At 61.9% G+C, this 25,867-nt stretch carries 15 protein-coding genes; 4 read left to right on the plus strand and 11 right to left on the minus strand.

Annotation, left to right across the window (positions count from 1 at the left end):
* Positions 1–82: 82 nt before the first annotated feature.
* The 10 genes from hemB to APH28_RS02590 form a co-directional block, all read right to left on the minus strand.
* Positions 83–1,057, minus strand: a complete 975-nt coding sequence (gene hemB / locus APH28_RS02545) for a porphobilinogen synthase (protein WP_060507473.1) — start codon at positions 1,055–1,057, stop codon at positions 83–85.
* A 208-nt stretch (positions 1,058–1,265) separates the two neighbouring features.
* A complete protein-coding gene (locus APH28_RS02550; protein WP_256248365.1) occupies positions 1,266–6,011 on the minus strand; it encodes a S8 family serine peptidase in 4,746 nt (1,581 codons plus the stop codon).
* Positions 6,012–6,619: 608 nt separating this feature from the next.
* Positions 6,620–7,327, minus strand: a complete 708-nt coding sequence (locus tag APH28_RS02555) for a hypothetical protein (protein ID WP_156340861.1) — start codon at positions 7,325–7,327, stop codon at positions 6,620–6,622.
* A 68-nt stretch (positions 7,328–7,395) separates the two neighbouring features.
* Positions 7,396–8,814, minus strand: a complete 1,419-nt coding sequence (locus APH28_RS02560; protein ID WP_060507476.1) for an HlyD family type I secretion periplasmic adaptor subunit — start codon at positions 8,812–8,814, stop codon at positions 7,396–7,398.
* A complete protein-coding gene (locus APH28_RS02565; protein WP_060507477.1) occupies positions 8,811–10,952 on the minus strand; it encodes a type I secretion system permease/ATPase in 2,142 nt (713 codons plus the stop codon). Before APH28_RS02565 ends, APH28_RS02560 begins: the two co-directional genes overlap by 4 nt.
* 323 nt (positions 10,953–11,275) lie before the next feature.
* Entirely contained in the window at positions 11,276–12,169 is an 894-nt protein-coding gene (locus APH28_RS02570) for a PA4780 family RIO1-like protein kinase (RefSeq protein ID WP_060507478.1), read from the minus strand.
* A 246-nt stretch (positions 12,170–12,415) separates the two neighbouring features.
* Positions 12,416–15,226 (minus strand): RHS repeat-associated core domain-containing protein, encoded by a 2,811-nt coding sequence (locus tag APH28_RS02575; RefSeq protein WP_060507479.1) that lies wholly within the window; start codon positions 15,224–15,226, stop codon positions 12,416–12,418.
* A 76-nt stretch (positions 15,227–15,302) separates the two neighbouring features.
* Complete coding sequence (locus APH28_RS02580; RefSeq protein WP_060507480.1) at positions 15,303–16,874, minus strand: aldehyde dehydrogenase (NADP(+)); 1,572 nt, start codon at positions 16,872–16,874, stop codon at positions 15,303–15,305.
* A gap of 29 nt (positions 16,875–16,903) precedes the next feature.
* Complete coding sequence (araD1, locus tag APH28_RS02585; protein WP_060507481.1) at positions 16,904–17,893, minus strand: AraD1 family protein; 990 nt, start codon at positions 17,891–17,893, stop codon at positions 16,904–16,906.
* Positions 17,884–19,206, minus strand: coding sequence for an MFS transporter (locus APH28_RS02590; protein WP_060507482.1), 1,323 nt, complete (start codon positions 19,204–19,206; stop codon positions 17,884–17,886). The genes araD1 and APH28_RS02590 overlap by 10 nt, the downstream gene beginning before the upstream one ends.
* Positions 19,207–19,390: 184 nt before the next feature.
* Here APH28_RS02590 and APH28_RS02595 point away from each other — a divergent pair, with 184 nt between their 5' ends.
* Complete coding sequence (locus APH28_RS02595; RefSeq protein ID WP_060507483.1) at positions 19,391–21,124, plus strand: IlvD/Edd family dehydratase; 1,734 nt, start codon at positions 19,391–19,393, stop codon at positions 21,122–21,124.
* Between the two features lie 241 nt (positions 21,125–21,365).
* Positions 21,366–22,088, plus strand: coding sequence for a FadR/GntR family transcriptional regulator (locus APH28_RS02600; protein ID WP_060507484.1), 723 nt, complete (start codon positions 21,366–21,368; stop codon positions 22,086–22,088).
* A gap of 3 nt (positions 22,089–22,091) precedes the next feature.
* Here the strand turns inward: APH28_RS02600 and APH28_RS02605 are convergent, their stop codons facing one another.
* Positions 22,092–22,997, minus strand: coding sequence for a LysR family transcriptional regulator (locus APH28_RS02605; protein WP_060507485.1), 906 nt, complete (start codon positions 22,995–22,997; stop codon positions 22,092–22,094).
* A gap of 105 nt (positions 22,998–23,102) precedes the next feature.
* Between APH28_RS02605 and APH28_RS02610 the strand changes: the two genes are divergently transcribed.
* Entirely contained in the window at positions 23,103–24,839 is a 1,737-nt protein-coding gene (locus APH28_RS02610; RefSeq protein ID WP_060507486.1) for an amidohydrolase, read from the plus strand.
* 79 nt (positions 24,840–24,918) lie between these two features.
* Positions 24,919–25,671, plus strand: a complete 753-nt coding sequence (locus APH28_RS02615) for a TorF family putative porin (RefSeq protein ID WP_060507487.1) — start codon at positions 24,919–24,921, stop codon at positions 25,669–25,671.
* The last annotated feature ends 196 nt before the right edge of the window (positions 25,672–25,867 follow it).

A 25,867-nucleotide genomic window follows, 5' to 3' on the forward strand; every position in this document is an offset into this window, starting at 1 on the left:
TGATTTTTTCTGAACCTTGGAGATCGAGCGCCACCCGCGCGCCGCTCGATCTCCAAGGCGACAAACACCTAGAGGCCGGCAATCAGATCCCTTCGCGGGCCAGGTCCATGGCGAAGTAGGTCAGGATCAGGTCAGCACCGGCACGCTTGATCGCGCCGATGCTTTCACGCACTACCCGGCCTTCGTCGATGGCACCGGCTAGGCCGCCGAACTTGATCATCGCGTACTCGCCACTCACCTGGTACGCCGCCAGTGGCAAGCGCGAGGCGGCGCGGATGTCGGCGATCACGTCGAGGTAGGCACCGGCCGGCTTGACCATCAGCACATCGGCCCCTTCCTGCTCGTCGAGCAGCGACTCCCGCACCGCTTCGCGGCGGTTCATCGGGTTCATCTGGTAGCTCTTGCGGTCGCCCTTGAGCGCAGTGCCACCGGCTTCACGGAAAGGTCCATACAGCGACGAGGCGAACTTGGTGGAGTAAGCCATGATTGCGGTGTCGTGGAAGCCAGCACCGTCCAGCGCGCTGCGGATGGCCTGCACCTGGCCGTCCATCGCCGCCGACGGGGCGATGAAGTCGGCACCGGCAGCGGCGGCGATGACCGCCTGCTTGCCCAGGTTGGCCAGGGTGGCGTCGTTGTCCACACCATGGTCGTGCAGCACGCCACAGTGGCCATGGCTGGTGTATTCACAGAAGCAGGTGTCGGACATCACCACCATTTCCGGCACGGTGTCCTTGCAGATGCGCGACATGCGCGCAACCAGGCCGTTTTCGTTCCAGGTGTCACTGCCGGTGGCATCCAGGTTGTGCGACACGCCGAAGGTCATTACCGACTTGATGCCGGCGCGGGCATAGCGCTCGATTTCCTGGGCCAGCCGTTTTTCCGGAATGCGGTTGACACCCGGCATGCTGGTGATCGGCACGAAGTCATCGATGCCTTCCTCGACGAAGATCGGCAGGATCAGGTCTTCCAGGCGGAATTCGGTTTCCTGGAAGATCGTGCGCAGGGATTCGTTCTGACGCAGGCGGCGGGGACGAACGGAAGGGAAACGGTTGGACATGACAGCTCCAGGGCATTTTTTGAACGGCGTATACCTTATGCTTGTCGAGCGCCAGTGAAAAGGGCGGATGACAAGATTATGTCTTGCATCAATGGTAACAAGCCTATCTCCTGTGCCGGCCCCTTCGCGGGTAAACCGCGATGGGGCCGGCACAGGAGATACCCAAATGAGCTGGAGCGCTTTTTTCCCGCCCGGCGCATGTGCTGAATCAAGCCGCGACGGCAATCGTCGATTCCCAGCGCTGCGTGGCTGCTTCGGCAAGCAGGCCGGTGCTGGTGGCTTGCGGGGCGAACGCCGCCATGGCATCGACCAGGTTGGCAAGGTTGGGCTGCGCTGCGGGTGCCATGGCGGGCAAAGCCGCGGCGGGTAGCGGGGCGAAGATGAAATCGTCAGCCGTTACCTGGGCCAGTTCCAGCGCATCCAGATACAGCAGTTTGACCCTGTTGCCCTGCCCCGCCACTGTCACACCGTGTATCTGAGCGAACCCATTCAACTGGAAGCGCTCGTCCTTGGTGAGCTGCAAGTCTTCATAGCGGCTGATGCCGGCCTGGCTCAGGTCGATCTTGTCGATACCGTGACGGAAACCACGCACCGTGTTCTTGTAGTCGGCCACACCGTCCTGCTGCCCCACCACGAAGACACTGGGAGCCACACTCGCCGGGCTATAGATCGTGCCTTTCAGTGACGCGACAAATTGCCCCGAGGCATCCGACGACAGCGACACGCCCTCTGCGCCACCACTGAGCAGCACTGTACCGCTGGCCGGCAGCTGCATTTGCCCTTCGGGGCTACCGTCAAAATAACCTGCGGCAGCAATGGGCGAGTCCAGGAAACGGAAGTTGCTCGGCTGCAATTGGGCAATGGTTCGGTCGGCGAAACGCAGTGTCTGCCTATTTCCCAGATCGACCACAGCAGCCGAGCCCTCCTGGGTCAGTTGCAGGTCGGCGAAGGTCTTGCCTTCAAACCCGACCAGGTCGACGATCTCACGGGAGCCTTCGAACTGTTCAAGTTCATCACGGCCAGCGGCACGCTTGTGAATGACATAGCGGTCTGTTCCGCTGCCGCCCTTGAGCAGGTTGTAACCACGGCCACCATCGAGCAAGGCACCATCCGCACCGGCAATGAGGGTGTCGTCTCCGTCACCACCGATCAGGTTGTGCACCGCGCCGGGCGCGATGGTCAGCGCGCTCCCGGCAATGCTGGCGATACCACTGACCAGATCGATTGAAATACTGCGGCTCACAGCGGCCGCATTGAGGGTATTGCGCCCGCCTGCGGTGCCATTGACCGCATCGTCCAGCACAGCCCGCGCAGCGTTCTGGGTCACGGCATCAGCGTAATCATTGGTGTAGTAATAGACATCGTTGGCATTGCTGGAGCTGCCCACGACGCGCAGTGCCCAGCGATCAAACGTCAGTGGCAGCCCATTGCTGGCATTGCTGACCTCCAGCCGCCACTCGCCAATCGAGCGTTCGCCGCGATGATGGGTCGACATGAAGCCATACTTGAACTCGCCCGTGCGTGGGTTGCCCTGGTCGTCATCGGCAGAACCCGGGGCCTTGCCAGCGCGGTCCAGCAGCACACTGCGTGTGCCACCCGGCGATATGAGCGTGACGGTCATGTCGCCAAGGCGGCCGACCTGCGAATGAATGTCGACTTCAACATGCTCCACCAGCACCCCGGCCGGCAGGCTCAAGGTAAATGTACTGGCCTGCCCCGGCGCAATCACCTGCGCAAGCGCTTCGCTGCCGGCAGCCAATTGCTCCTCGTTGGCCTTGCTCGCCTGGCCGGCCCACGATTCGGCCAGGCGCACGGCAGCGCGCGCGTCGATCAGGCCGAATCCGTAGTCGTGACTGGCACGCATGCCCCCGCCATTCCAGTTGAGCCCGGCGTTGTCGCGCCAGGCAGTCGCCGGGTCATCGACCTTGCGTGCGGACAACGCAAGTATCTGCTGCACATCCCGGTAACCCAGCCCCGGGTTGGCCTGCAACATCAACGCCACCACACCGGAGACGATCGGCGCAGCGAAACTGGTGCCCTGGGTCGTGCCATAAGCACTGCCAACCTTGGCACCACGTTCGGCCTCCAGGTTGATACCGCTGGACAGCACATGGCTACCCGGCGCGGCCACCAGCAGGCTTGCACCGGGGCTGGAGAATGGCGCACTGGCGACCTGCAACACCGAGAGGTCCGCCTTGGCATTGACTGCCGCCACTTCGATGGCGTGGCGGCTGTTGTTGATCAGCGAACCTTGCGCGCTGCCGCCGCGCTCGCGCTGGTTGCCGCCCGAGGTGACGATGACGGTCCCCAGCCCGCCACGACCGTTGGTGGCCGCCAGTGTTGCGCTGAAGGCCAGGGCCAGGGACGTGTCGACCCTGCCTTCGGGCACGTTGCCGATGGCGAAATCGTGCTTGAAGCCCCAGCTGTGGTTGGCGATGTCGTAATTGACCATCTGCCCCAGGTTGGTCAGGTCATCGCCTTTGTTGGCCAGGTAGTGCCCGCCGAGCTTCGCCTCATAGGCAATGCCGATGCCACCTTGATCATTGCGCCCGCCTACCATGACCCCCGCCACTTGCGTCGCATGGTTGGACGCCAGGGCCGGGAGCGTGCCATTGCTGCGCTGGGTCTGCAGCCAGATGGGGTCGACGTTGGCTTGCAGGTCCGGATGCTGGATGTCGAAAATCTCCGGCGCAACGGCAAACTCGCCCCCTGGCTCGAACTGGCCGATCCTCACGCCCTTGCCCGAGAAATCACGCCAGACCGGCTGGACATCGATCTCGTTGAGGTACCACTGGCGAGATGCCAACGGATCGACAGGCGACTGGTCGTGACGCAAGGTCACCGTAGCGCGCAATGGCGCCGATGCGCCGCTGGACACCTCCGTCACCCCCACCGATGCATTGCCGGCAGCATCGACCAGGTCGTAGCGGAAGGCCACATCCGCGTCATGGCCGGGCAACGGCGTGACTTCGACATCGCCCCGCTCATTGAGCCGAACGGTGGCGCCCTTGCCGTCAGCGACCGAGGCAATCCGCAGCGGACCAGTGCTGTTAAGCAGCTGGTCATTGGCCAGCAGCACCGCAGCAGGAATGACCAAGGCGGTTGCCGTGGTGGCGAATGCAGCCATCTGTTCAGGGGCAAGCGTGTCGCCTATCGGCAAAGCACCGGGGGCCTGCAGGTCGATCGCCGCGATATCGGCGAAACTGAGCTTGTGAATATTGCTGAGGGTAAGGCTGCCATCACGCCCGGCTTGCCGATCACTGACCTGGTAGCCCGTTGCCGTACGGGTAATCAGGTACTCATCGTGATTGCCGTGCAGGGTGACGAGGTTGACCCCGCCTGCGCCGTCGATGGTGGCATTGCCGCGCCCGGCCTCGATGACATCATCTGCTGGACCGCCGGTGATCTGGTCAGCACCGCCGCCAGCATGGATGATGCTGCCCGCAGCCGAAGCCTGAATACGATCGCCATTGGGGCCGGCATAGATGACGGCCTTGCCGGTACCGCCGATGAGGGTGTTACGCCCCGTGCCGCCTACCAGCACATCGTTGCCGCCGCCACCGATCAGCAGGCTGTTACCCGCTCCGCCCTTGATGAAAACACCGCGCTGCCCGCCACTGACGATGACATCCTTGCCACGCCCGCCCTGGGCGATGGTCAGCCCGGCTTCGGCCATGTTCAGGCCGACACCCTGCTCGCCGACGATCAGTGCAATGTCACGCCCGCCGTTGCCACGGATGTTCGCCAGTTGGTCAGTGGCGCTGATCACCAGCACATCGTCACCGGCGCCGCCCACATAGGTGTTGCTGCCACCGGCGCCAACCAGCCAGCTGCCGCCTGGGGCGGCCTTGAGCACATCGTCCCCGGCCCCGCCCTGCACGGTATCCACGCCCAGCGCGGCGGCATCGAGCTCGGCCCCTTGCGGGCTGTTGCTGATATAGGAACGGCGCGAAGTCGCTCCACTGATGGAGGTTAGCAAGGTGGCGCCGTCTTGCTGCTCGGCGAGGTTACCGACGGTGTCGGCGAGGTACTTCACCGCCAGCACTTCACGCTCCACGCCGTTGGCCACGAACGCGCCGCGGGCGATGACTTCGTTGCCCTGACGCACCTCGTTCAGCGGCTGCACCTGGCGCAGGTCGATCTGCGTAATGCCGTGTTCCGGCAGTGTCTTGAGCTCACCGGCATCGGCACGGCCATCGTGATTGGCATCGACCCAAAGCTTCAGCTGTGCCAAGGCTGCATCATCGGCCGTCATCAAGCCATCGGCATTGGCATCGATGCTGGCCAGCGCGGCGAAGCCATCCGTGAACGGCGCCTCGCCCGGGGCGCCATTAGTGCCTGGCTGGCCGCCGAAGTATTCAGAGAACAGCTGACGGATGCTGACGACCTGGCCACTGCCGTCGTCGTGCACCAGCATGCCGGTCTGCCGATCGGCCCAGCCTGTGCGCCGCAGCTGGCCGCTGTTGTCGACATCGAACAGCACGGCGTCTTCGATACCGGTCATCCCTGCGCCTTGGCCGCTGAGGTCGAACAGCAGCGGATCGACGAAGGTGTTGACCGTGGTCATGGCGGCCAGGCCGTTGAGGACGGCGGCGTTGCGCAGGCTGAAGTCGGGCTTGTCAGTACCATCCTGATAGAACTGGGCCAGGTGCTGGTTGGGGCGAACGTTGGGGTCCAGCTGCAGCTCGCCGGGGCGAATGCCACCCGTGGCCAGGCTGCCCAGCTGTGCGGAGGTGAAGTCGGTGTTGTTCAGGGTGTTGTCGGTGAAGGCGATGCTGTGGGTCAGGCGGCGGTTGACGTAGCCGGCGTTGACGTCGTTGCGGATGTCGTCCTGGCCTTGCAGGTCGCGGCGGGATTCGGTGGTTGGGGTGATTTCGATCTGGATGGGTTGGGCAGGTACGGGCTCATCGATTGGTATCACGTCGGAAATCACGCTTTGGATGCCATTAAACATGACGGTCCCCAAACCCATTGCAATGGACGCTAATCCCTCAGGTGAGTCAATTCTCGACAACCACGATTTTGCCTGAGCGCGTAGATCAACCGGAGCCATCGCTGTAGCATACGAAACTTGCATATCAGTGCTAACTGCCAACTCTAATTCAGAGCCTGGCTTACCTGCCGCGTCCAACACCATTTTCCAATATCCATCGCGAGCTTTTTCATGCTTCAATTCAAAAATGGTATTGAGCGTCCAAGCATCCTTCGACCGCCCCAGACCTTGAAAAACTTCAGTGTGAAAACCCCATACTTCCTCATGATTTATTTCTACGCCTATCGTCCCTTCCCTTACCTTTTTATCCAATAACCCAAGATAAGCCTCCGCCATCTTGAACCGCACCGTTTCGACATCAGCATCTTGCATGGGGCGACCAGCATCTCGCTCCGTGCGCTTCATAAAGTCAATCGCGACAACACCTGCGACTGAGTTCCCCTTTGCTACACCGTTCGCAAGAACAGCGTATCGATCACCCTTACTCGCCAGATAATCATACATATCACTTACGCCCTGAGATTCAAAGAGCTCACGAGCGCGCCTTACATCCTCAATAAGCAAACCAGTCATACGCCACCTCTTTTCCTACTCTTACTGATAAAGACTTCAAGCGCCAGCTGTATCTGCGACCACTGCACCAACTTTTCCGGAAGCATGTTAGCCTTTACATACAGCTGCCCGAAAACAACAAAAGTCATCTCACAACTATAAAAATTTGGCTTTCGAGGACGCCACCGACATTCAATAAGCGAAGTAACCTCGCCCGGAGATTCACTCCAATAAATTCGTTTCCTCCCCCCTTCCCAAGACGTATCGCCGCCTTCTACCATATACAGTTCAAGCAACTCGTCGTATGTAAATTTCCGCCCTTTTACCTCATCAAGCTTGCTCAGCAAATAGTCTCGCCCACGACGCAAGTCACCCTCCTTGGCAAAGATCGGAGAAATGGCGACAAGTAATCCCTCATGCTCCAGCCCTTGCTCAAATATAAGTCGGTCCTTCGCTGGTTCTAATGTAGGCCAAGCCATCGCTAAAAAGACTGAGCGAAGATTGGCATCGCAGCCTCTCTTGTTATTAATAAAGTCCGGATGAAATGAGCTCTTTCCTTCATATTCAGGCCAAAAAGGGAAGTACACCCTCGGAAATTCATATACCATTCCCGCCATTTTTCCGCAGACAATCGGACCGGGTGGAATGTAAGTGCTCGTGGTGCTCCGCTCTATACGATCAGCAATATGTGCAACGAAGACGATCGCAGGAATTAGCAACAGCAAGCCACTAAAAATCCTCAACACCGTCCAAACGAACCTGTACAACCGAACAATTATCACCTTGGTTATTGTCATCGCTCCCCCAAGCTTTCCCCAACATGCCGCTGCAACGGACTAAGGAAATAACTAATCACCTTCCGCCTATCAATAATTAACTCCGCACGCACCGCCATGCCCGGAGCAAGCGGCACATCTGTATCTCCAACCCGCAAACTACTTAACCCCAACTGAATCCGAGCGTTATAAACCCACCCCCGCCGCTCATCTTCAACGGCATCATTGGAAACACTCTGAACAACCCCCGGTACAACGCCATACTTTGTAAATGTGAATGTCTCCACTTTCACTTCCACCGCCTGCCCCGCCCGAACAAAGCCGATATCCTTGTTCTCCACCTGCACTTCCACTTCAACCGGTTGATCGCTCGGCACTATCACCATCAATGTCTGCGCAGGCGTCACAACGCCGCCCTGGGTATGAATGGCCAACTGCTGCACCGTGCCGTCGACCGGGGACGTCAGTGCCCTGAGCCGGTGGCGTTGTTCGGCCTTGTACAGCTCCTGGCTCAGGGTCGCGCTCTGCCGCTCGGCCTCGGCATGGAGGTCGAGCATGGCCCGGCGCAACTGAGCGATGACGCCCTCACGGCGGTGCAGGGCCGCCAGGCGGGCAGCGCCGAGTTCTTCGATGCGTGAACGTTGAATGGCCAGTTCACGCTCCTGCTCCAGGCGGGCCTGTTCCTTTTCCAGGTAGGTGTGCTTGGCAACCGCCGATTCGCTGAACAGTTGCTGGTAGTCCGCCGTGAGCTGGCGGGTGATCACCAGCAATTGCTGCAGCGCATCGGCACGGGCTTGAGCAGAGCGGGTCTCTGCGCCGCGCTGAGCGATTTCGGCATCGGCCTGCTGCAAGGATGTGCGCAGCTCCTGGTACTGCCCTTCCAGCCAGCGTTGTGCGGCCGCTTGCTGGTGCGCCGTGGCCTGGGGAATGCGGGGCGCCAGTGAGGCCGGCGCGGTGTTGCCATCGAGTGCTTCGAGCAAGGTAGCGGCGCGTGCCAGGTCGATCCGGGCGGCCAGCAGCTCGCTGTTGAGGCGCTTGATGTCGGCGGCGGTCAGCTGCCCTTCGAGCTCGACCAGCAGGTCGCCCTTGGCAACGGTCTGGCCGTCCACCACATGAATCGCCTGCACCACCGCGACTTCACTGGCCTGGATTACCTTGCTCCTGCCACTGGGCACGATCCTGCCCTCGGCACTGGCGACCACATCGATTTCGCCTACGCAGGCCCACAGCAGGGCCAAGGCTACGAGCGCTAGCAGGCTCCATTGCACACGGCGCGGCAGCGGATGTACCGGCGTTTCCTGCAGAGCCAGCGCTGCGGGCAGAAACGCCAGCTCATCAAGCTCCCGTGGCGCCCCCTGCATGGCTGCGCGGCGCCTCCAAGCGTTGCGCCATGCCTGGCGGTAGCGCTCCAGCAGGTCGAGGATCGGCGCACTCATGCTGCTGCCCCCTGCTGCAAACGATGCAGATAGGCATAGGCGCCTTGCGGGTTGCCCATCAGCTCATCGTGAGCGCCCTGCTCGATGATCTGCCCACGTTCCATGACCAGGATGCGGTCGGCATGGCGCACGGCAGAAAGGCGGTGGGCAATGATGATGACCGTGCGCCGGGCGCAGATGCGCGCCATGTTCTGCTGGATGATCCGTTCGGACTCGTAGTCCAGGGCACTGGTGGCTTCATCCAGGATGAGGATGCGCGGGTTGCCCATCAACGCCCTTGCGATCGCGATCCGTTGGCGCTGGCCACCCGACAGGCTGGCGCCATGCTCGCCAACCAGCGTTTCATAACCGTCTGGCAGCTCAAGGATGAATTCATGTGCGCCTGCCAGCGTGGCCGCGGCAATGACTTCCTCGAGGGGAGCCGCCGGGTTGGCCAGCGCGATGTTCTCGCGCACGGTGCGCCGGAACAGCATGTTCTCCTGCAGTACCACGCCGATCTGCCGCCGCAGCGAGGAGACATCCGCGAGCGCCAGGTCGGCTCCATCGAGCAACACACGCCCTCGTTCTGGCGAGTACAGCCGCTGGATCAGCCGGGTCAACGTGCTTTTGCCGGAACCGGACCTACCGACGATGCCGATCACCTCGCCAGGCGCGATCTTTAGGCTGACATCTCGCAGGGTCTCGTTGCCGCCCGGACGATAACGGAAACACACCTGATCGAGTTCGACCCGCCCTTCCAGCACAGGCAACTGGGCGCCGTGGCTGACCTCGGTACGGTTGTTGAGAATGTCCCCCAGCCGCTGGATGGAAATGCCGGTCTGCTGGAAGCTGGTCCACAACTGCGCCAGGCGCATGATCGGCTGTGCCACGCGGCCGGCGAGCATGTTGAAGGCGATCAGTTCACCCACCGTGAGCGCCCCCTCGATGACCAGTCGTGCCCCTAGCCATAACGTGCCGACCGTGACCAGCTTGCCGATGAGCGCCACGCTTTCGTGGGCAATGTTGGACAGGTTCTGGGTCTTGAAGTTGGCGTCGACATAGGCCGCCAGCTGCTGGTTCCAGCGCCGCGTCACCTGCGGCTCGACGGCCATGGTTTTGAGGGTGTCGATGCCATTGACCGCTTCGACCAGGAACGCCTGGTTCTGCGCCCCGCGTTGAAAACTCTGATCGATCCGAGCACGCAGCAAGGGGGTGACCAGCAGTGAGACCAGCAGGTAAAGCGGCAGCGAAGCAATGACCAGCAGCGTCAGCCAACCGCTGTACAGCCACATCACCACGATGAATACCGCAACGAACAACACATCCAGCAGCAAGGTAATGCTGTTGCTGGTCAGGAAACTTCGGATGTTTTCAAGTTCTCGCACACGAGCAACCGAATCGCCCACTCGCCGCGCGTGAAAGTACGCCAGTGGTAACTCGATCAGGTGCTGAAACAACTTGGCGCCCAGTTCGACATCGATACGCGAAGCGGTATGCGCCGAGACATAGGCGCGCAAAGTACTGAGCACACTTTCGAACAGCACTACGGTCAACAAGCCCAGCGCGATGACATCCAGGGTGGTAAGGCCTCGGTGGACCAGCACCTTGTCCATTACTACCTGAAAAAACAACGGTGTCAGCAATGCGAGGATCTGGATGATGAAAGAAACCAGCAGTACCTCGCCCAGCAACTTTCTATGCTTGACCACTGCCGGGATAAACCAGGTCAGGTCAAACCGTTCAAGCCCTCGAGGCAAGGGAGCGTCCGAGCGGACCAGAATCAGCTCCCCGGCCCAGCGCTGTTTCAGCTCAACCAGCGTCCAGGTTTGCGGCGCACAGACCCGCGGGTCCTGCACCAGTACTTGCTCGCCCTCCACCCGGGCGATGATGAAATAGCCACCTTGCCTGTCCGCTGCGAGGGCCGGCAGCGGCATGTGTGCCAGACGCTTCGGGTCCGTTTGCCGATGCTTGGCCTTCAGGCCAGCATGCTGGAATGCCTGCAGTATTTGAGCAATCGAGAATGGCTTGCCATCGGTGGCAAACTCATGACTCAGTTGCTCGGAAGAAACCGCTACATCGTGATACCGCGCCAGCATGACCAGGCAGGCCAGGCCGCTGTCACTCGCCGGGTGACCAGCAACTTCAGATAGATCGGACACCTGTCCACCCCATGTGCTACTTGAACATGGGCAGATACTAGCGTCTGGCAATAGAATAATAGTCCTACACCGATCAGACTTATCCTGTAGGAATATACGCAATTACAAATTATTGCTGTAGGAGCAATCCAAGGAGTGCGAATGTATGCGTAGGAATTTATTACCAGCCAAGTAGGAATATATGCGGAGATATTAGATTTAAGGCCGTTATTACTGCCACTCAGTTCAGTGACATGCCAGTGCCCTCGGAGCCCCACCCTACCCAGAGAGAGGCGGAGCACCAAAGAAAGCGATCTGCTCTGCAGAGCAGATCGCTCAGGCCGTCACTGCATCCACGGCGGCGTCGGCTCTTCAGCCTTGGCCGGCCCATGCTCGGCCTCATCCCGCGCCGCACGGCGGCGGGCTTCATCACGTAGGGTGGCATCGATCTCGCGCATCACTCCGACGACATCGGCGGCGTGGTCGTCTTCCGCGAACTGCCCGGTCAGCGGGCTGTCCGGGCGCAGCTCGCCGGCTTCGTACAACGCCCACATTTCATCGGCGTAGCGGGTGGCCTTGAGCTCCGGCGCAAAACGCCCGAAGTAATGCGCCATGTTCGCCACGTCCCGCTGCAACATGCTGAACGCGTGGTTGTTGCCCGCCGCATCCACCGCCTGTGGCAGGTCGATGATCACCGGGCCGTCAGGGCCCAGCAGCACGTTGAATTCGGACAGGTCGCCATGCACCAGGCCAGCGCAGAGCATCAGCACGATCTGGCGGACGACGAAGGCATGGTACTCACGGGCCTCTTCGGCCTCGAGGTGCACGTCGTTAAGGCGCGGTGCGGCATCGCCGTCGGCGTCGGTCACCAGTTCCATCAACAGCACGCCGTCCTGGAAGTCGTAGGGCTTGGGCACGCGCACGCCGGCACCAGCCAGGCGGAACAGCGCCGCCACTTCGGCGTTCTGCCAGGCGTCTTCGGCTTCCTTGCGGCCGTATTTGCTGCCTTTGGCCATGGCCCGGGCCTGGCGGCTGTTGCGGACCTTGCGGCCCTCCTGGTATTCGGCGGCCTGGCGGAAGCTGCGTTTATTGGCCTCTTTGTAGACCTTGGCGCAGCGCACCTGGGCACCGCAGCGCACCACGTAGACGGCTGCTTCCTTGCCGCTCATCAATGGCCGCAGTACTTCGTCGACCAGGCCGTCTTCGATCAGTGGTTCGATTCGTTTTGGTGTCTTCATCAGGCTGCGTTCGGGGTCCTGGCTGGGGTGGTGGACATCCTCTCACAGGCTGGGGTGCGGACGTGAGTGTTTACCGTCAGATACCGTTTCTTCAGTACGGTTGAGCAACGCAGCCTAGCGCATTACGAGCCCACACGCTTGCACTTGGCCCTTTAGCGGCACAAAAGGAGTACACAGGACTGCATAATCTCTTTTCACCTTTGAACAACGTTTATCGAAACCCTTCCGAAAATGCACTGATATGTCTCATCGAAACTTTGAACGCGCGTAAGTCATCAGCCTACCAAACACCCTATTGACCCCATGGTTGCCAAGGGACGACTGACGATATTGTCTTCTGGGGGAGTATGCTTGCCACTCCGGACTTCCAAAAACCTCAGCATGGGCTATTTCCTTACCTTCCCTATGGAAAAATAAATTTTCCCTGACCTCCGGAACATCCCGATGTCGATACAGCCACCGAAGTTCACCCGCCGTCACACTTTGCCCACCATCACCGCGCTTTGAAGCGACGTTACCAATATTGATGCCATCCATTAAAAAATGAACCGGGGCCATCCGACTGATCAGTTGATATTCAAGTCCCGCCTTGCTCGTTCTCTTCCAGAGCCCAACCTCAATGACCTTTGAATACTCTCGCTCCAACTGCCTTGCGCCTCGCTGCGCCCGAACATTATATTTAGGGTGCGCATTGAGAAAGCGCTTAAATCCCAAAACCCTACCAGCATCATTATAGAGCTCCTGAATAATATCATCAGGCTTATATTTCGTAGCTGATATCTTCGCGTCCCAAACGGCATCGGTAATCTGTGCTTGAGCATGAAACTCCACCGATTCCCTGCTGTTTCTGCCATCTGGATTCAGCCTAGCGGTGATTATTTTTCCCATCGCTGAAGCAACCGATGAACGTAGACCATACAGAATATGGCCATTTTCAAACAAGTCTACCAGCAACGCTCCATCCTCCGTTGACGAGTTACCTAAGGTCACTCGACCGTCGAGATCGACGCAAACAACTGGATTATTATTGACCATGCAAAAGAGATTCAGCCCATCTACAGGCCCAGCAGGATCCGAGCCGAGCCACCTGCCGACCCAGGGCTGATAATAGCGATACCCATAGTAATAGAGCCCGGTCGCATCGCGCTCCTTTCCAGAATAGCGCACCGTCTTGTAACCCGCCTCAACTTCATTGCGCGCAGCCCACAATGCGGTACCGCCGAAGGGGTAATATTCTTCTTGGCTGATCAACTTACCGTCGCCGTCAACTTCCAGCGCACTGCTGCCCAGCAGATTCTCATGGCTGTAACGCAACTGGTTGTTCTCTACCTCAGCAGGTTGTCCTGCCTCCCAGTACAATAGCCGCACTTGCCCTGGGCTTTCACCCACGATGACCACCTGCAGGTTCTCCATGACATTTTCGCCACGTTGCAGCGTACGCAACTCCAACCCCGGCAAATAAATAACCCGTTGTGATTGCAAACTGCGAACTGTCTGCCGTATGCCAACCTTCAGTACACGCTGGCTGTTGCCGTCATAGTGGTAGTGTTCTGTGTCCTTGGCCGCCCCATCACTCATTATCGAAGACACCTGCCTGAGCTCCGCACGCGGAGTCCAGTCCAATCGCTGCCCAGGCAAAAGCAAGACCTGCTGGCCGCCAGGGGTGAACAATGCGTCAACCGCTGCCGGGTCCTTGGCAAGGTTGCTCAGCACTCCTCGGTTGCTGCGGTCGCTGATTATGATGTCGGTCGTATAGCTGTTGTTAGTGGCAGGAGCGCTATGACGAACATGCGTCAAGTTGCCCGCATCGTCATAACAAAAGGTGCGTGTGTATTGGGTCCCGATAGTGCTGTCAAAGAAAGCGAACGACGGGACGAGGGACGTCTGTTGGCCGGCGTTGGCCATTTCACGGCCAATGGCCTTGACCAGCTGGTAGAGGGTGTCATACGCGTACTCACTTTCCGGAGCCACCTTCTGGTTGCGCCAGAATCGAGTTGCCTCGACATCGTTGCGTAGCTTGATCACGTTGCCGACCGGATCGTAGGCATAGTGCAGATCCTGCAATACTTTCGCGCCACTGGCATGCCCGGGGGGGCGCTCGGTCAATATGCTGGACAAACGCTGCGTCATGGCCTCGTAGGTGTTGAAGGTCAGCACCCCGTTGCCATGTTCCTCGCGCAGTCTCCGGCCAGTCGCAGCGAAACTCAGGCGCTTGACGACCGTTTGCTCGGCCGAGCCTTTGATCGTCAACCAGCTACCGCTGAATTGGCCAGCCACGTCATAGGCCATGCGCTGCAGGTTGCCCATGGCATCGAGCTTTGTCAGCGCCGCTCCCAACGCATCGACCATGGTCAGCGTCCTATAGGTCTCGGAACCTAACCTGGCATTCCAATCGGCGATCTCTTCACCCTGCCAATTGGCGACAGTGTCGGGGTTATCAGCGAACTTCAGTAAACGCCGAGTAACCGAAATTGGCACGCCGCTCAGAGCAATGCGAGTGGTCTCCACCAGCCCAGCCGGGTCGTAATGACTGGTTGCATGGCCAACCAGGTTACTGACTTGCTCTTCTGGCGTAGTCCCGGCCCAGATGAAGCGTTCGGTAACGCAAGTATCGTTGTAGGCCAATCGCTCCGTCACGCTCAACAGGCGACCGCTCAACGTGCGGCTCTCATATTGCCAGGTGCGGGTAACTGCCTGGCTTCGGTCCTCGCTTCCTTCTGGGTCGATACCGCTCTGGGATAGCGCCATCAAGGGACGGCCAGCAACATCATCGATTGTCATCGAGATGCCAGCATCGACGCTCCGGGTATACCGGGTCGAACCGGCAAGACCTGTGAGGTAGTTGAAGTTCGTCCATCCCACAGCCGCCAGCCGAGGGTCGATACTGTGTATCAGGACGCCTCGGGCGTTGAACTGATGGTAGGTGATACGTTGATCCGTCACCTCCGGTTTATCTGGCCGACGTAAATACTCAACAGTGCGAACGGTCAAGCCACGGTTATCGGTAACCGTGCCTGTCGGCGTGTTCCGGTTCAGTACCTGTACGATGCTGGTCATCGGCCACTCTCGTCGTCGGATTCCTCATGCTAACTGGGAAAGCGAGAAAAAAAGAACTGGCAAAAATGGTAGTTGCCTACAGCGCAATCCGACTCGGCTCACCGTCAATCAGACGCAGCAACCCGAGCGGGTTAGCGTCTTTCAGGGCTTCTGGCAGCAATGCATCCGGATAGTTCTGATAGCACACCGGCCGCAGGAACCGATCAATGGCCAAGGTCCCCACCGAGGTCCCCCGCGCATCGGACGTAGCCGGATACGGCCCGCCATGCACCATCGCATCGCTCACCTCGACCCCGGTCGGGTAACCGTTGACCAACAGGCGACCGGCCTTGCGTTCGAGCAACGGCACCAGCGCGGCGAACCGCTCCAGGTCCTCAGGTTGGGCAATCAGCGTAGCGGTCAGTTGGCCATGCAAGGCGCCCAACGCACGGCGCAGCTCAGCTTCGTCGGCCACTTCGACCACTACCGTGGTCGGGCCAAAGACTTCTTCCTGCAGCAGCTCATCACCTTCCACCAGCAAGCTCACATCGGCCTGGAACAGCTGCGCATGAGCCTGCTCACCGCACTGCTCGTCCCCTGCCAGGTGGCGTACACCCGGGTGCTCGTGCAGACGCGCCACGCCATTGGTATAGCTGCGCAACGTGCCCGCATTGAGCATGGTCTGCCCCGGCTGGTCTGCCATGCGTGCAGCCAGTGCGGCAACAAAGGCCGAGAATGCTGGCCCGGCAATACCGATTACCAGGCCCGGGTTGGTGCAGAACTGCCCGCAACCCAGTACCACCGAGGCCGCCAGCTCGGCAGCCAGCTGCTCGCCCCTGGCCTGCAACGCAGCCGGCAGCACCAGCACCGGGTTGATGCTGCTCATCTCGGCGAACACCGGGATCGGCTGCGGGCGCGCCGCCGCCAGGTCGCACAAGGCCCGGCCACCCTTGAGCGAGCCGGTGAAGCCGACCGCCTGGATCGCCGAGTGGCGTACCAGCGCCTCGCCCACGCCAGCGCCATAGATCATGTTGAACACCCCGGCCGGCATGCCGGTGGCCTCGGCGGCGCGCTGGATGGCCTCGCCGACGTACTCGGCAGTGGCCATGTGGCCGCTGTGGGCCTTGACCACCACAGGGCAACCGGCCGCCAGCGCGGCAGCGGTGTCGCCGCCTGCCGTGGAGAACGCCAGCGGGAAGTTGCTGGCGCCGAACACCGCCACCGGGCCGACACCGGTGCGGTACTGGCGCAGGTCCGGGCGCGGCAGCGGCTGACGCTGTGGCTGTGCGCGGTCGATGCGTGCGCCCAGGTAATCGCCGCGGCGCAGCACTTGGGCGAACAGGCGCAACTGGTTACTGGTGCGGCTGCGCTCGCCCTGGATGCGTGCGGCGGGCAAAGCGGTTTCGCGGCAGACCGTGTCGATGAACCCCTCGCCAAGCGCATCCAGCTGCTCGGCAATGGCATCCAGGAACTGCGCGCGACGCGCCGGCGCCAGCCCGTTGTATTCGACAAAGGCCTGCTCGGCGGCGCGGGCGGCGGCATCCACCTCATCAGGCGTTGCCTGGGTGAACACTGGCGGCAGGGCCTCGCCCGTGCGTGCATCGAAACTCTGCAGGCGCACGCTGCCAGCGGCGCTGCGGGCGCCGCCGATGAAGTTGCTTCCCGACATGATTGACTCCTGTGACAACGATTGAAGGCTCAGAGGCTTTTCACCAAGCCCGGGCGCACGGCTTGCCCCGAGGCGACGATGCCATTGCGCAGTGGCTGGCCGAAGGCGTCGAGGCTGACCTCGAAGGTGTCGCCGGGGCGGGCCTGGATGCCATCGGCGAACGACAGCGTGGCAGTGCCGAAGTAATGCACGTGAACATCGCCCGGGCGCAGGAACTGGGCGTACTTGAAGTGGTGGAACTCAAGGTTCTCGAAGCTGTGGCACATGTTCTGCTCACCGGACAGGAACGGTTTGCTCCACAGTTCCTGACCATCGCGCAGGATGCGGCTGCGGCCTTCCAGGTGTGCCGGCAGCGCCCCCAGGCGCAGTTCCGGGCCGAAACTGCAGGCGCGCAGTTTGGAATGCGCCAGGTACAGGTAGTTGCGGCGCTCCATCACATGGTCGGAGAACTCGTTGCCCAGGGCGTAACCCAGACGGAACGGCGTGCCGCACTCGCCGATCACATACAGCCCGACCATCTCCGGCTCCTCGCCAGCATCTTCGGCAAAGGCCGGCAGCGGCAAGTCGGCGCCGGGGCGCACGACAATGGCGCCATCGCCCTTGTAGAACCACTCCGGTTGCGCGCCCTCCTCACCTGCTGGCGGTCGCCCGCCTTCAAGGCCCCACTGGAACATGCGCATGCTGTCGGTGACGGCGCCCTCGGCCTGCTGCTGGTGCATTTTGTCACGGGTGGCGGCGCTGCCCAGGTGGGTCAGGCCGGTACCGGTGACCAGGCAGTGCGCCGGGTCTTCGTGGTCCAGCGGTGGCAGCACCCGGCCTTCAGCCAGCAGCGCCAGGTAGTCATGGCCATCGCCCAGGCCTGCGGCCTGCACCTGGCTGAGCAGGTCGCGGCCAGCGGCAATAGCCTGCAAGGCCAGTTCACGGGTGCTGCTGGCGCCGCGGATTTCCAGGGCGCGCTCGCCCTCCACCACGCCGACCCGGCGCTGGCCGGCGGCAGTTTCGAATTGGATCAGTCGCATGCTTGTGCTCGCTTGTCGGTTGCAATGTTCACGGATGCCTGGCGCTGGCGGCGCTCGAGGCGGTTGTAGACGACGCCGGTCAGTACCAGCCCGAACACCATCACCACGGCCAGGAAATACAGGCCCGAGGACAGCTGGCCGGTGTGTTCCTTGAGCGCGCCGATGCCGAACGGCCCGAGGTAGCCGCCGAGGTTGCCGATCGAATTGATCAGGGCGATACCGGCCGCGGCGCTGGCACCGGAGAAGAAGCGCCCGGGCAAGGTCCAGAAGATCGCCGTGCAGGAGAACAGCGCGAAGGCCACCAGGCACAACGCAGCCAACTGCAACGCCGGCACCGTCAGCCAGGCACTGAGAAACAGGCCCAGCGCGCCCAGGGCATACAGCAGGCCCAGGTGGCCGTAGCGGTCGTTGAGGCGGTCCGAGCTACGCGGGATGATCAGCAGGCCAATAATGCCGAACAGGTACGGCACCGCCGAGACAAAACCGGTCACTAGGTCACTGCCACCGAACTGATGAATCAGCGTCGGTAACCACAGGCCTAGGCCATAGATGCTCAAGGTCACCGGCAGGTAGAACAGCGCCAGCAGCAGCACCCGGCCATCTTTCAGGGCGTGCAGCGGGTTGCCGTGGCGGGTCTGGCCGAACTCGCGCAGGTCGTTGGCCAGTTGCTCCTTGAGCCAGCTGCGCTGCGCATCGTCCAGCCAGCGCACCCTGTCCGGGCCGTCCGGCAGCAGGCGCAGGGTCGGCCAGGCCAGCAGCACCGCCGGGGTGCCGATGCAGATAAACAGCCACTGCCAACCGTGCAGGCCGAGGTTGCCATCCAGGCCCAGCAAGGCGCCCGACAGGGGCCCTGTGACCAGCATCGCCAGCGGTTGCGAGAGGATGAACAAGCCAAGGATCTTGCCGCGATGGCGCACCGGGTACCACTGGGTGATGTAGTACAGCACGCCGGGGAAGAACCCCGCCTCCGCCGCGCCGAGCAGCAAGCGCATCACATAAAAGCCATTGGGCCCGGTGACAAACGCCATGCCGATGGTGATCGCACCCCAGGTCAGCAGGATGCGGGCGAACCAGCGCCGGGCGCCGAAGCGGTCGAGCAGCAGGTTGCTGGGCACTTCGCACAGAAAATAACCGATGAAGAACAGCCCGGCACCGAGGCCGTAGGCCGCATCACCGAGGCCGATGTCGGCCCCCATGTGCAGCTTGGCAAAGCCCACCGCCGAGCGATCGACGTAGGCCACCAGGTAAAGCAGGACCAGAAAGGGGATGAGTTTCAGCGTGATCAGGCGGACGAGCCGCTGCTCCTGATTCATGGCGAGGTCTCCGATTGTTCTTGTAATGGGGACAGCACATGGCCGGGGTTTTGTGGGCAGACCTCCGGCGCGGTGACAGGATCATATAGTATTACTATTTAAAACACCAACCCTTCACACGGCGCTTTATTAGCGATAAAGTCGATCCAGAACGACAAATAGTAATACTAATAAGGTGTCCGTCATGTCTGATAGCAAACGTCCCCTGCGCTCCGCCCAATGGTTCGGCACCGCCGACAAGAACGGTTTCATGTACCGCAGCTGGATGAAGAACCAGGGTATTCCTGACCACGAATTCCAGGGCAAGCCGATCATCGGCATCTGCAACACCTGGTCAGAGCTGACCCCGTGCAACGCGCACTTTCGCAAGATTGCCGAGCATGTGAAGAAAGGCGTGCTGGAGGCCGGCGGCTTCCCGGTGGAGTTCCCGGTGTTCTCCAGCGGCGAGTCCAACCTGCGCCCCACCGCGATGCTCACTCGCAACCTGGCAAGCATGGACGTGGAAGAAGCCATCCGCGGCAACCCGGTGGACGCCGTGGTGCTGCTGACCGGCTGCGACAAGACCACCCCAGCCCTGCTGATGGGCGCTGCCAGCTGCGACGTGCCAGCGATCGTGGTCACCGGCGGACCTATGCTCAACGGCAAGCACAAAGGCCGCGACATCGGCGCTGGCACCATCGTCTGGCAGATGCATGAGGCCTACAAAGCCGGGCAGATCGACCTCAACGAGTTCCTTTCGGCCGAAGCCGGTATGTCGCGCTCGGCGGGCACCTGCAACACCATGGGCACCGCCTCGACCATGGCGTGCATGGCCGAAGCGCTGGGTACCTCGCTGCCGCACAACGCGGCGATCCCGGCAGTGGATTCGCGCCGTTACGTGCTGGCTCACCTGTCGGGCATGCGCATCGTCGAGATGGTCAATGAAGACCTGCGCCTGTCGAAGATCCTCACCCGCGAAGCCTTCGAGAATGCCATCCGTGTCAACGCCGCCATCGGCGGTTCGACCAACGCGGTGATCCACCTCAAGGCCATCGCCGGGCGCATCGGCGTCGACCTGCAGCTGGAAGACTGGACCCGCGTCGGCCGTGGCACGCCGACCCTGGTCGACCTGCAACCGTCCGGGCGCTTCCTGATGGAAGAGTTCTACTACGCAGGCGGCCTGCCGGCGGTGATCCGTCGCCTGGGCGAGCACAACCTGCTGCCCTACCCCGGCGCATTGACCGCCAACGGCAAGAGCCTGTGGGACAACTGCCAGTGCGCGCCGTTGTATGACGAAGAGGTCATCCGCCCGATCGACAAGCCGCTGGTGGCCGATGGCGGCATCTGCATCCTGCGCGGCAACCTCGCGCCGAAGGGCGCGGTGCTCAAGCCTTCGGCGGCAACCCCAGAGCTGATGCGCCACCGTGGCCGCGCGGTGGTGTTCGAGAACTTCGAGGACTACAAGGCGCGCATCAACGACCCGGAACTGGAGGTCGATGCAAGCTCGGTGCTGGTGATGAAACACTGCGGCCCGAAGGGTTACCCGGGCATGGCCGAAGTGGGCAACATGGGCCTGCCGGCCAAGCTGCTGGCCCAGGGTGTGACCGACATGGTGCGCATCTCCGACGCGCGCATGAGCGGCACGGCGTATGGCACCGTAGTCCTGCACGTGGCTCCGGAGGCTGCCGCAGGCGGGCCTTTGGCGGCCGTGCGCGAAGGTGACTGGATCGAGCTGGACTGCCATGAAGCCCGCTTGCACCTGGATATCTCCGATGAGGAACTGGCCGGCCGCCTGGCGGATCTGCAGGCGCCGCAGCAGTTGATCAGCGGGGGTTATGCGAAGTTGTACATTGACCATGTGATGCAGGCCGATGAAGGCTGCGACTTCGACTTCCTGGTCGGTTGCCGGGGTTCTGCGGTGCCCAAGCACTCCCACTGAGCCTGTACCTGCCCCCGGGAGCAACGGTCTTGCCCGATATCTGAGGCTAACGCCTCCCCTGTGGGAGCCGCGCTTGCCGGCGATGGGCCGCGAAGCGGCCCCAGGATTTCAAGGTTTTGCACAAACTGCCGGGGCCGCTTCGCGGCCCATCGCCGGCAAGCGCGGCTCCCACAAGTACAGCGTACGCCTGGAAGCTGGTGATATGATGCCCCCCCGCTCCGATGGACCGCCAGCACCGCACATGAACTACCGCCAGCCCACCACGCGCAAGAGCATGCATGCCACCCTGGTCCAGGACCTCGGCCTGCAGATAGTATCCGGCCAGCTCCAGCCGGGGCAGAAGCTGCCCGCCGAAGCCAGCCTGTGCGAGGCCTATGCGATCAGCCGGCCGGTATTCCGTGAAGCGATGCGCGCCCTCACCGCCAAGGGCCTGATCGAAGCACGCCCTCGGGTCGGCACCCTCGTGCGCCCGCGCCACGACTGGCACATGCTCGACCCCGACGTGCTGCACTGGCTAATGCAGGCCACGCCGCAGCAGGAGTTCTTCAACACCTTGTCCAGCGTGCGCTGGGTCATCGAACCCGCTTCGGCGGCGTTGGCCGCGACCAACGCCACCCCCGCCGATATCGAGTCGATCAGCGAGGCCTACCAGCGCATGGAAGCCGCACGCACTCATGAAGAGCGCCTGCAACCGGACCTGGACTTCCATGCGCGTATCGCCGACGCCACCCACAACGACCTGCTCGCCTACCTGTGCAACATGCTCTCGCTGGCGTTGCGCGAGTCGGTGCGCTATTCCAACCAGCGCCCCAACTTCGACGAGCTGGCCCTGCCGCGGCACAAGGCGATCCTCACCGCCATCCAGAACGGTGACGCCCTCGGCGCTCGGCATGCGTCGCTGGTGCAGCTGGAGGATGCCCGGGTAGCGTTGAGCAAGGTGCTCGGCCAGGACCCGATCGGCTAAGCCTCACAATCGCTGCAGGTAGCCCTGCAGGTAGTCGATGAACGCCAGCACCTTGCCGCTGGCGCGCCGGTGGCTGGGGTAAACGGCCAGGATGTCATCACCGAAGGCATCCGGCTCGATCACGCAGTGCTCCATCACCCGTACCAGCCGCCCCTCTTGCAAATAGCGACGAACGCTCCATTCCGGGGTGTGCAGGATGCCGTGGCCTGCCAGTGCATTGCGCAGCAGCAAGTCGTAATTGTCGCTCTCCAGCCGCGCCTTCTGCGGGTACGGCAGGCGCATGCGCACCCCTTCGCATTGCATCCACCAGAACTTGGCATCCAGCGCTGGGTGAATGTACTTGAGCCAGTGATGCTGGCCGATGCTGTGCGCCGTCACCGGCAGTGGGTTGCGCTCGACATAGTCGGGGCTGGCACAGAGGAAGATGCGGTTGTTGCCGATGACCCGGGCAATCAGGCCCGGCAGGTCGCTGTGCCCTTCGCGCAGCGCGAGGTCGTAACCGGCTTCGATCAGGTCGACGAAGGCGTCGGACAACTCCACCCGCAGCTGGATCTGCGGGTACTCGCCCATGAAGCCGGCACAGGCATCGGCCAGGAACGCCCGGCCAAATGCCAGCGGCGCGGTCAGGCGCAGCGTGCCGGACAAACCCTGCAGCTGGCTGATCTCTTCACCGGCCTCGTGCAGGCTCTTCAACACCTGCCGGGCGGTTTCCAGGTAAAGCCGCCCGGCTTCGGTCAGCACGATGCGCCGGGTGCTGCGCTCGAACAACTGGCTGCCCAACTCGCGCTCCAGGTGCGTGACTGCCTTGGTCAGCGCCGAAGGCGTCTTGCCCAGCGCCTCGGCGGCGCGGCTGAAGCTGCCGTGCTCGGCCGTGGCGACAAACATTGAGATCGCACCCAAAGTATCCATACGGTTTTTCCTGAATGGCAAAAGGCTTTTTAACGTTCTGGCGATTCTATGCCAAGCCCGCGCTGGTTAGGCTCGCGTTACACCCATAAATACAAGAGGCTACACATGTCGAGATGTCTCCCTGGCTTGCTGGCGCTGGCCGTGGCTTTTTCCTCGGGGCAAGTACTGGCCGCCGCCGACCTGGTGCTGGTCAACGGCAAGATCTTCACCGCCGACCGCAACAATCCACAGGTGCAAGCCATTGCCATCGAAGGCGGCAAGATCGTTGCCGTGGGGTCCGACACCCAGGCGCGGGCACGCGCTGACTCGAAAACCCAGGTGATCGACCTGCAAGGCAAACGGGTCACGCCGGGCCTGATCGATACCCACTCCCACGCCATATTCGGCGGCCTGCAACTCAGTGGCGCCGACATGGGCGGCGAGGCGGTGCCACTGGATGAGTTCGAAACCCGCCTGCGCGCCTGGCGCGACGACGGCCGCGCGCGCAACGGCGATGTGCTGCAGGTGCTCGGTGTCAGCTCGAACTACTGGGCCCAGGCCAAGGCTCTGAATGAGCGCTTCAGCCAGGGCGAGTGGGCCACCACGCCCATCGTGTTCATCGGCGAGGACTATCACACCGCCTGGGCCAACCAGGCCATGCTCAAACGCGCCGGTATCGACAAAGCGTTGCTGGCCACCCTGAGCACGCAGGAAAAAGACACCATCGGCAGCTTCGACGATGGCCAGCCCAGCGGCTTTTTGGTCGACGCCGGCTGGGACCGGGTCGCCAGCGTACTGCCCAAGGCCAATGCCGCTGCCCTGCTCAAGGGCGCACAGGCCGCCGTGCAGTTCAACAACAGCCTGGGTATCACCGCCTGGATGGACCCGGCCGCCAACAGCATGCCGGGCGAGGCGATTTTCGCCATCAAACCCACCGACCACACCGTGGGCGTGCTGCCCGCCTACAAAGCCCTTGCCGAGCAAGGCGGGCTGAATGCGCACGTCGCCGCGCTGCTGGTGGTGAACCCGCAAAGCACCCCCGCCGACCTGCAGACCATCGACAACGTGCGCAAGCAGTTCGCCGGCGTGCCGAACCTGACCTTGCCGGGCATCAAGGTGTTTGCCGACGGCGTGCTGGAGTACCCCGCGCAGTCGGCCGCCCTGCTCAAGCCGTACCACAACACGCACAAACCGGGTGAACTGCTGATCGACCCGCAACATTTCGGCGAGCTGGTCAGCGCCGCCGACCAGCGTGGCTGGCTGGTGCACATCCACGCCATCGGCGACCGTGCGGTGCGTGAAGCGCTCAATGGCGTCGAGCAGGCGCGCAAGGTCGGCAACAGCGGCATCCACCACTCGATCACCCACCTGCAGCTGGTCAATCCCCAGGACTTCGCCCGCTTCAAGGCCCTCGACGTGATTGCCTCGATGCAGCTGCTGTGGGCTGCTGGCGACGACTACACCGTCGACATGGTCAAGCCCTACGTCGATGCGGTGGCGTTCCGCTACCAGTACCCGGCCCATTCGCTGCAGAAAAATGGCGCGACCATCGCTGGCGCCAGCGACTGGCCGGTGTCCTCGCCAAGCCCCTGGCTGGCCATCGCCCAGGCGTCAACGCGCAAAGGCGAGCTAGGCGTGCTCAATGCCGATGAGCGCCTCGACCGCCAGACCATGCTGTATGCCTACACCGCCAATGCCGCCAGGGCGCTGGGGCTGGAGCAGCAGATCGGCTCGCTGAGCCCGGGCAAGCAGGCCGACTTCGTCATCCTCGACCGCGATGTGCTTGCGGTGAACGATCAGCAACTGGGCGAAACCCAAGTGCTGGCCACCTACTTCGGTGGCCGCGAGGTCTACGCCAAGTAACGCGATCCTCCCGGCATGCCCCCGGGCATGCCGCTTCTTCTATCTGCCACAACAACCACAACACAAGATAGGGATACCCATGAAACACGCTACCCTGGCAGCCGTGTGTGCACTCGGCTGCGCCGCGCTCGCGCTTGCCCCCGCCGCCCTCGCCGTGCCGATCAACAATGACTTCGCGGTCGACATCGACCTGGCCGCAGTCAGTGACTACCGCAGCCGCGGCATCTCGCAAACCCAGGGCGACCCGGCGCTGCAGGCCGATGTCATGCTCAGTCACGCCAGCGGCCTGTACCTCGGCGCCTGGACCTCGAACGTCGATTTCGGCTTTGGCAGCAAAACCCGCCAGGAAGTCGACTATTACGCTGGCTGGGCCTGGCAGATGACTGAGCAGGTGAACCTGGACCTGGGTTATCTCCGGTACAGCTACCCCAAGCAGAGCCAATACAACCTGTCCGAGCTCTACGCCGTTCTCGATGTGCACGGCTTCAAGCTGGCGGCCTACTACTCCAACGATTCCAACACTCAGTACGGCAAGGATCAGGACAGCCTCTATACCTTCGTGGGCTACCACACGGTGCTGCCGCTGGAGGTCGGCCTGGAGCTGCGCTACGGGCGCGTTGACTTCAAGGACCCGAGCTACTGGTCACAGAGCGGCCAGGCGCGCGACGCGTACCGTGAATGGGAAGCCAGGCTCAGCCGCGACTTCCTCGGGCTCACCTGGCGGCTCAGCTACATGGACACCAACCTGTCGCAGGCCGAATGTGCCAGCAGCTATGGCTTCGACGATGTCTGCAGCGCCACCGTGGTCGCCGGTGTCAGCAAGCATTTCTGAGGCTTCAGGCCACGGTCCGGCGCTGCAAGATAAGGTTCCGGGCCCGGTTGAACGCCCAGTTGTACAGGCCAATGGCGTCGCTGCAACGCCTCTAAGGCTGTACAGACTGGGCCACAGAAGCCCCGAATACCTGCAAATGGCTATTTCGGCTCCTGATATGGCTTATACGACACCTAAATCATCGCAGATAATTGTA

This window comes from Pseudomonas sp. NBRC 111124, from assembly GCF_001320245.1.
Lineage (GTDB): Bacteria > Pseudomonadota > Gammaproteobacteria > Pseudomonadales > Pseudomonadaceae > Aquipseudomonas.

Bases quoted from the DNA above. Each gene is read 5' to 3' on its own strand.
- hemB (WP_060507473.1), bottom strand. From the start codon at position 1,057: ATGTCCAACCGTTTCCCTTCCGTTCGTCCCCGCCGCCTGCGTCAGAAC.
- APH28_RS02550 (WP_256248365.1), bottom strand. From the start codon at position 6,011: ATGTTTAATGGCATCCAAAGCGTGATTTCCGACGTGATACCAATCGAT.
- APH28_RS02560 (WP_060507476.1), bottom strand. From the start codon at position 8,814: ATGAGTGCGCCGATCCTCGACCTGCTGGAGCGCTACCGCCAGGCATGG.
- APH28_RS02570 (WP_060507478.1), bottom strand. From the start codon at position 12,169: ATGAAGACACCAAAACGAATCGAACCACTGATCGAAGACGGCCTGGTC.
- APH28_RS02575 (WP_060507479.1), bottom strand. From the start codon at position 15,226: ATGACCAGCATCGTACAGGTACTGAACCGGAACACGCCGACAGGCACG.
- APH28_RS02580 (WP_060507480.1), bottom strand. From the start codon at position 16,874: ATGTCGGGAAGCAACTTCATCGGCGGCGCCCGCAGCGCCGCTGGCAGC.
- araD1 (WP_060507481.1), bottom strand. From the start codon at position 17,893: ATGCGACTGATCCAATTCGAAACTGCCGCCGGCCAGCGCCGGGTCGGC.
- APH28_RS02590 (WP_060507482.1), bottom strand. From the start codon at position 19,206: ATGAATCAGGAGCAGCGGCTCGTCCGCCTGATCACGCTGAAACTCATC.
- APH28_RS02595 (WP_060507483.1), top strand. From the start codon at position 19,391: ATGTCTGATAGCAAACGTCCCCTGCGCTCCGCCCAATGGTTCGGCACC.
- APH28_RS02600 (WP_060507484.1), top strand. From the start codon at position 21,366: ATGAACTACCGCCAGCCCACCACGCGCAAGAGCATGCATGCCACCCTG.
- APH28_RS02605 (WP_060507485.1), bottom strand. From the start codon at position 22,997: ATGGATACTTTGGGTGCGATCTCAATGTTTGTCGCCACGGCCGAGCAC.
- APH28_RS02610 (WP_060507486.1), top strand. From the start codon at position 23,103: ATGTCGAGATGTCTCCCTGGCTTGCTGGCGCTGGCCGTGGCTTTTTCC.
- APH28_RS02615 (WP_060507487.1), top strand. From the start codon at position 24,919: ATGAAACACGCTACCCTGGCAGCCGTGTGTGCACTCGGCTGCGCCGCG.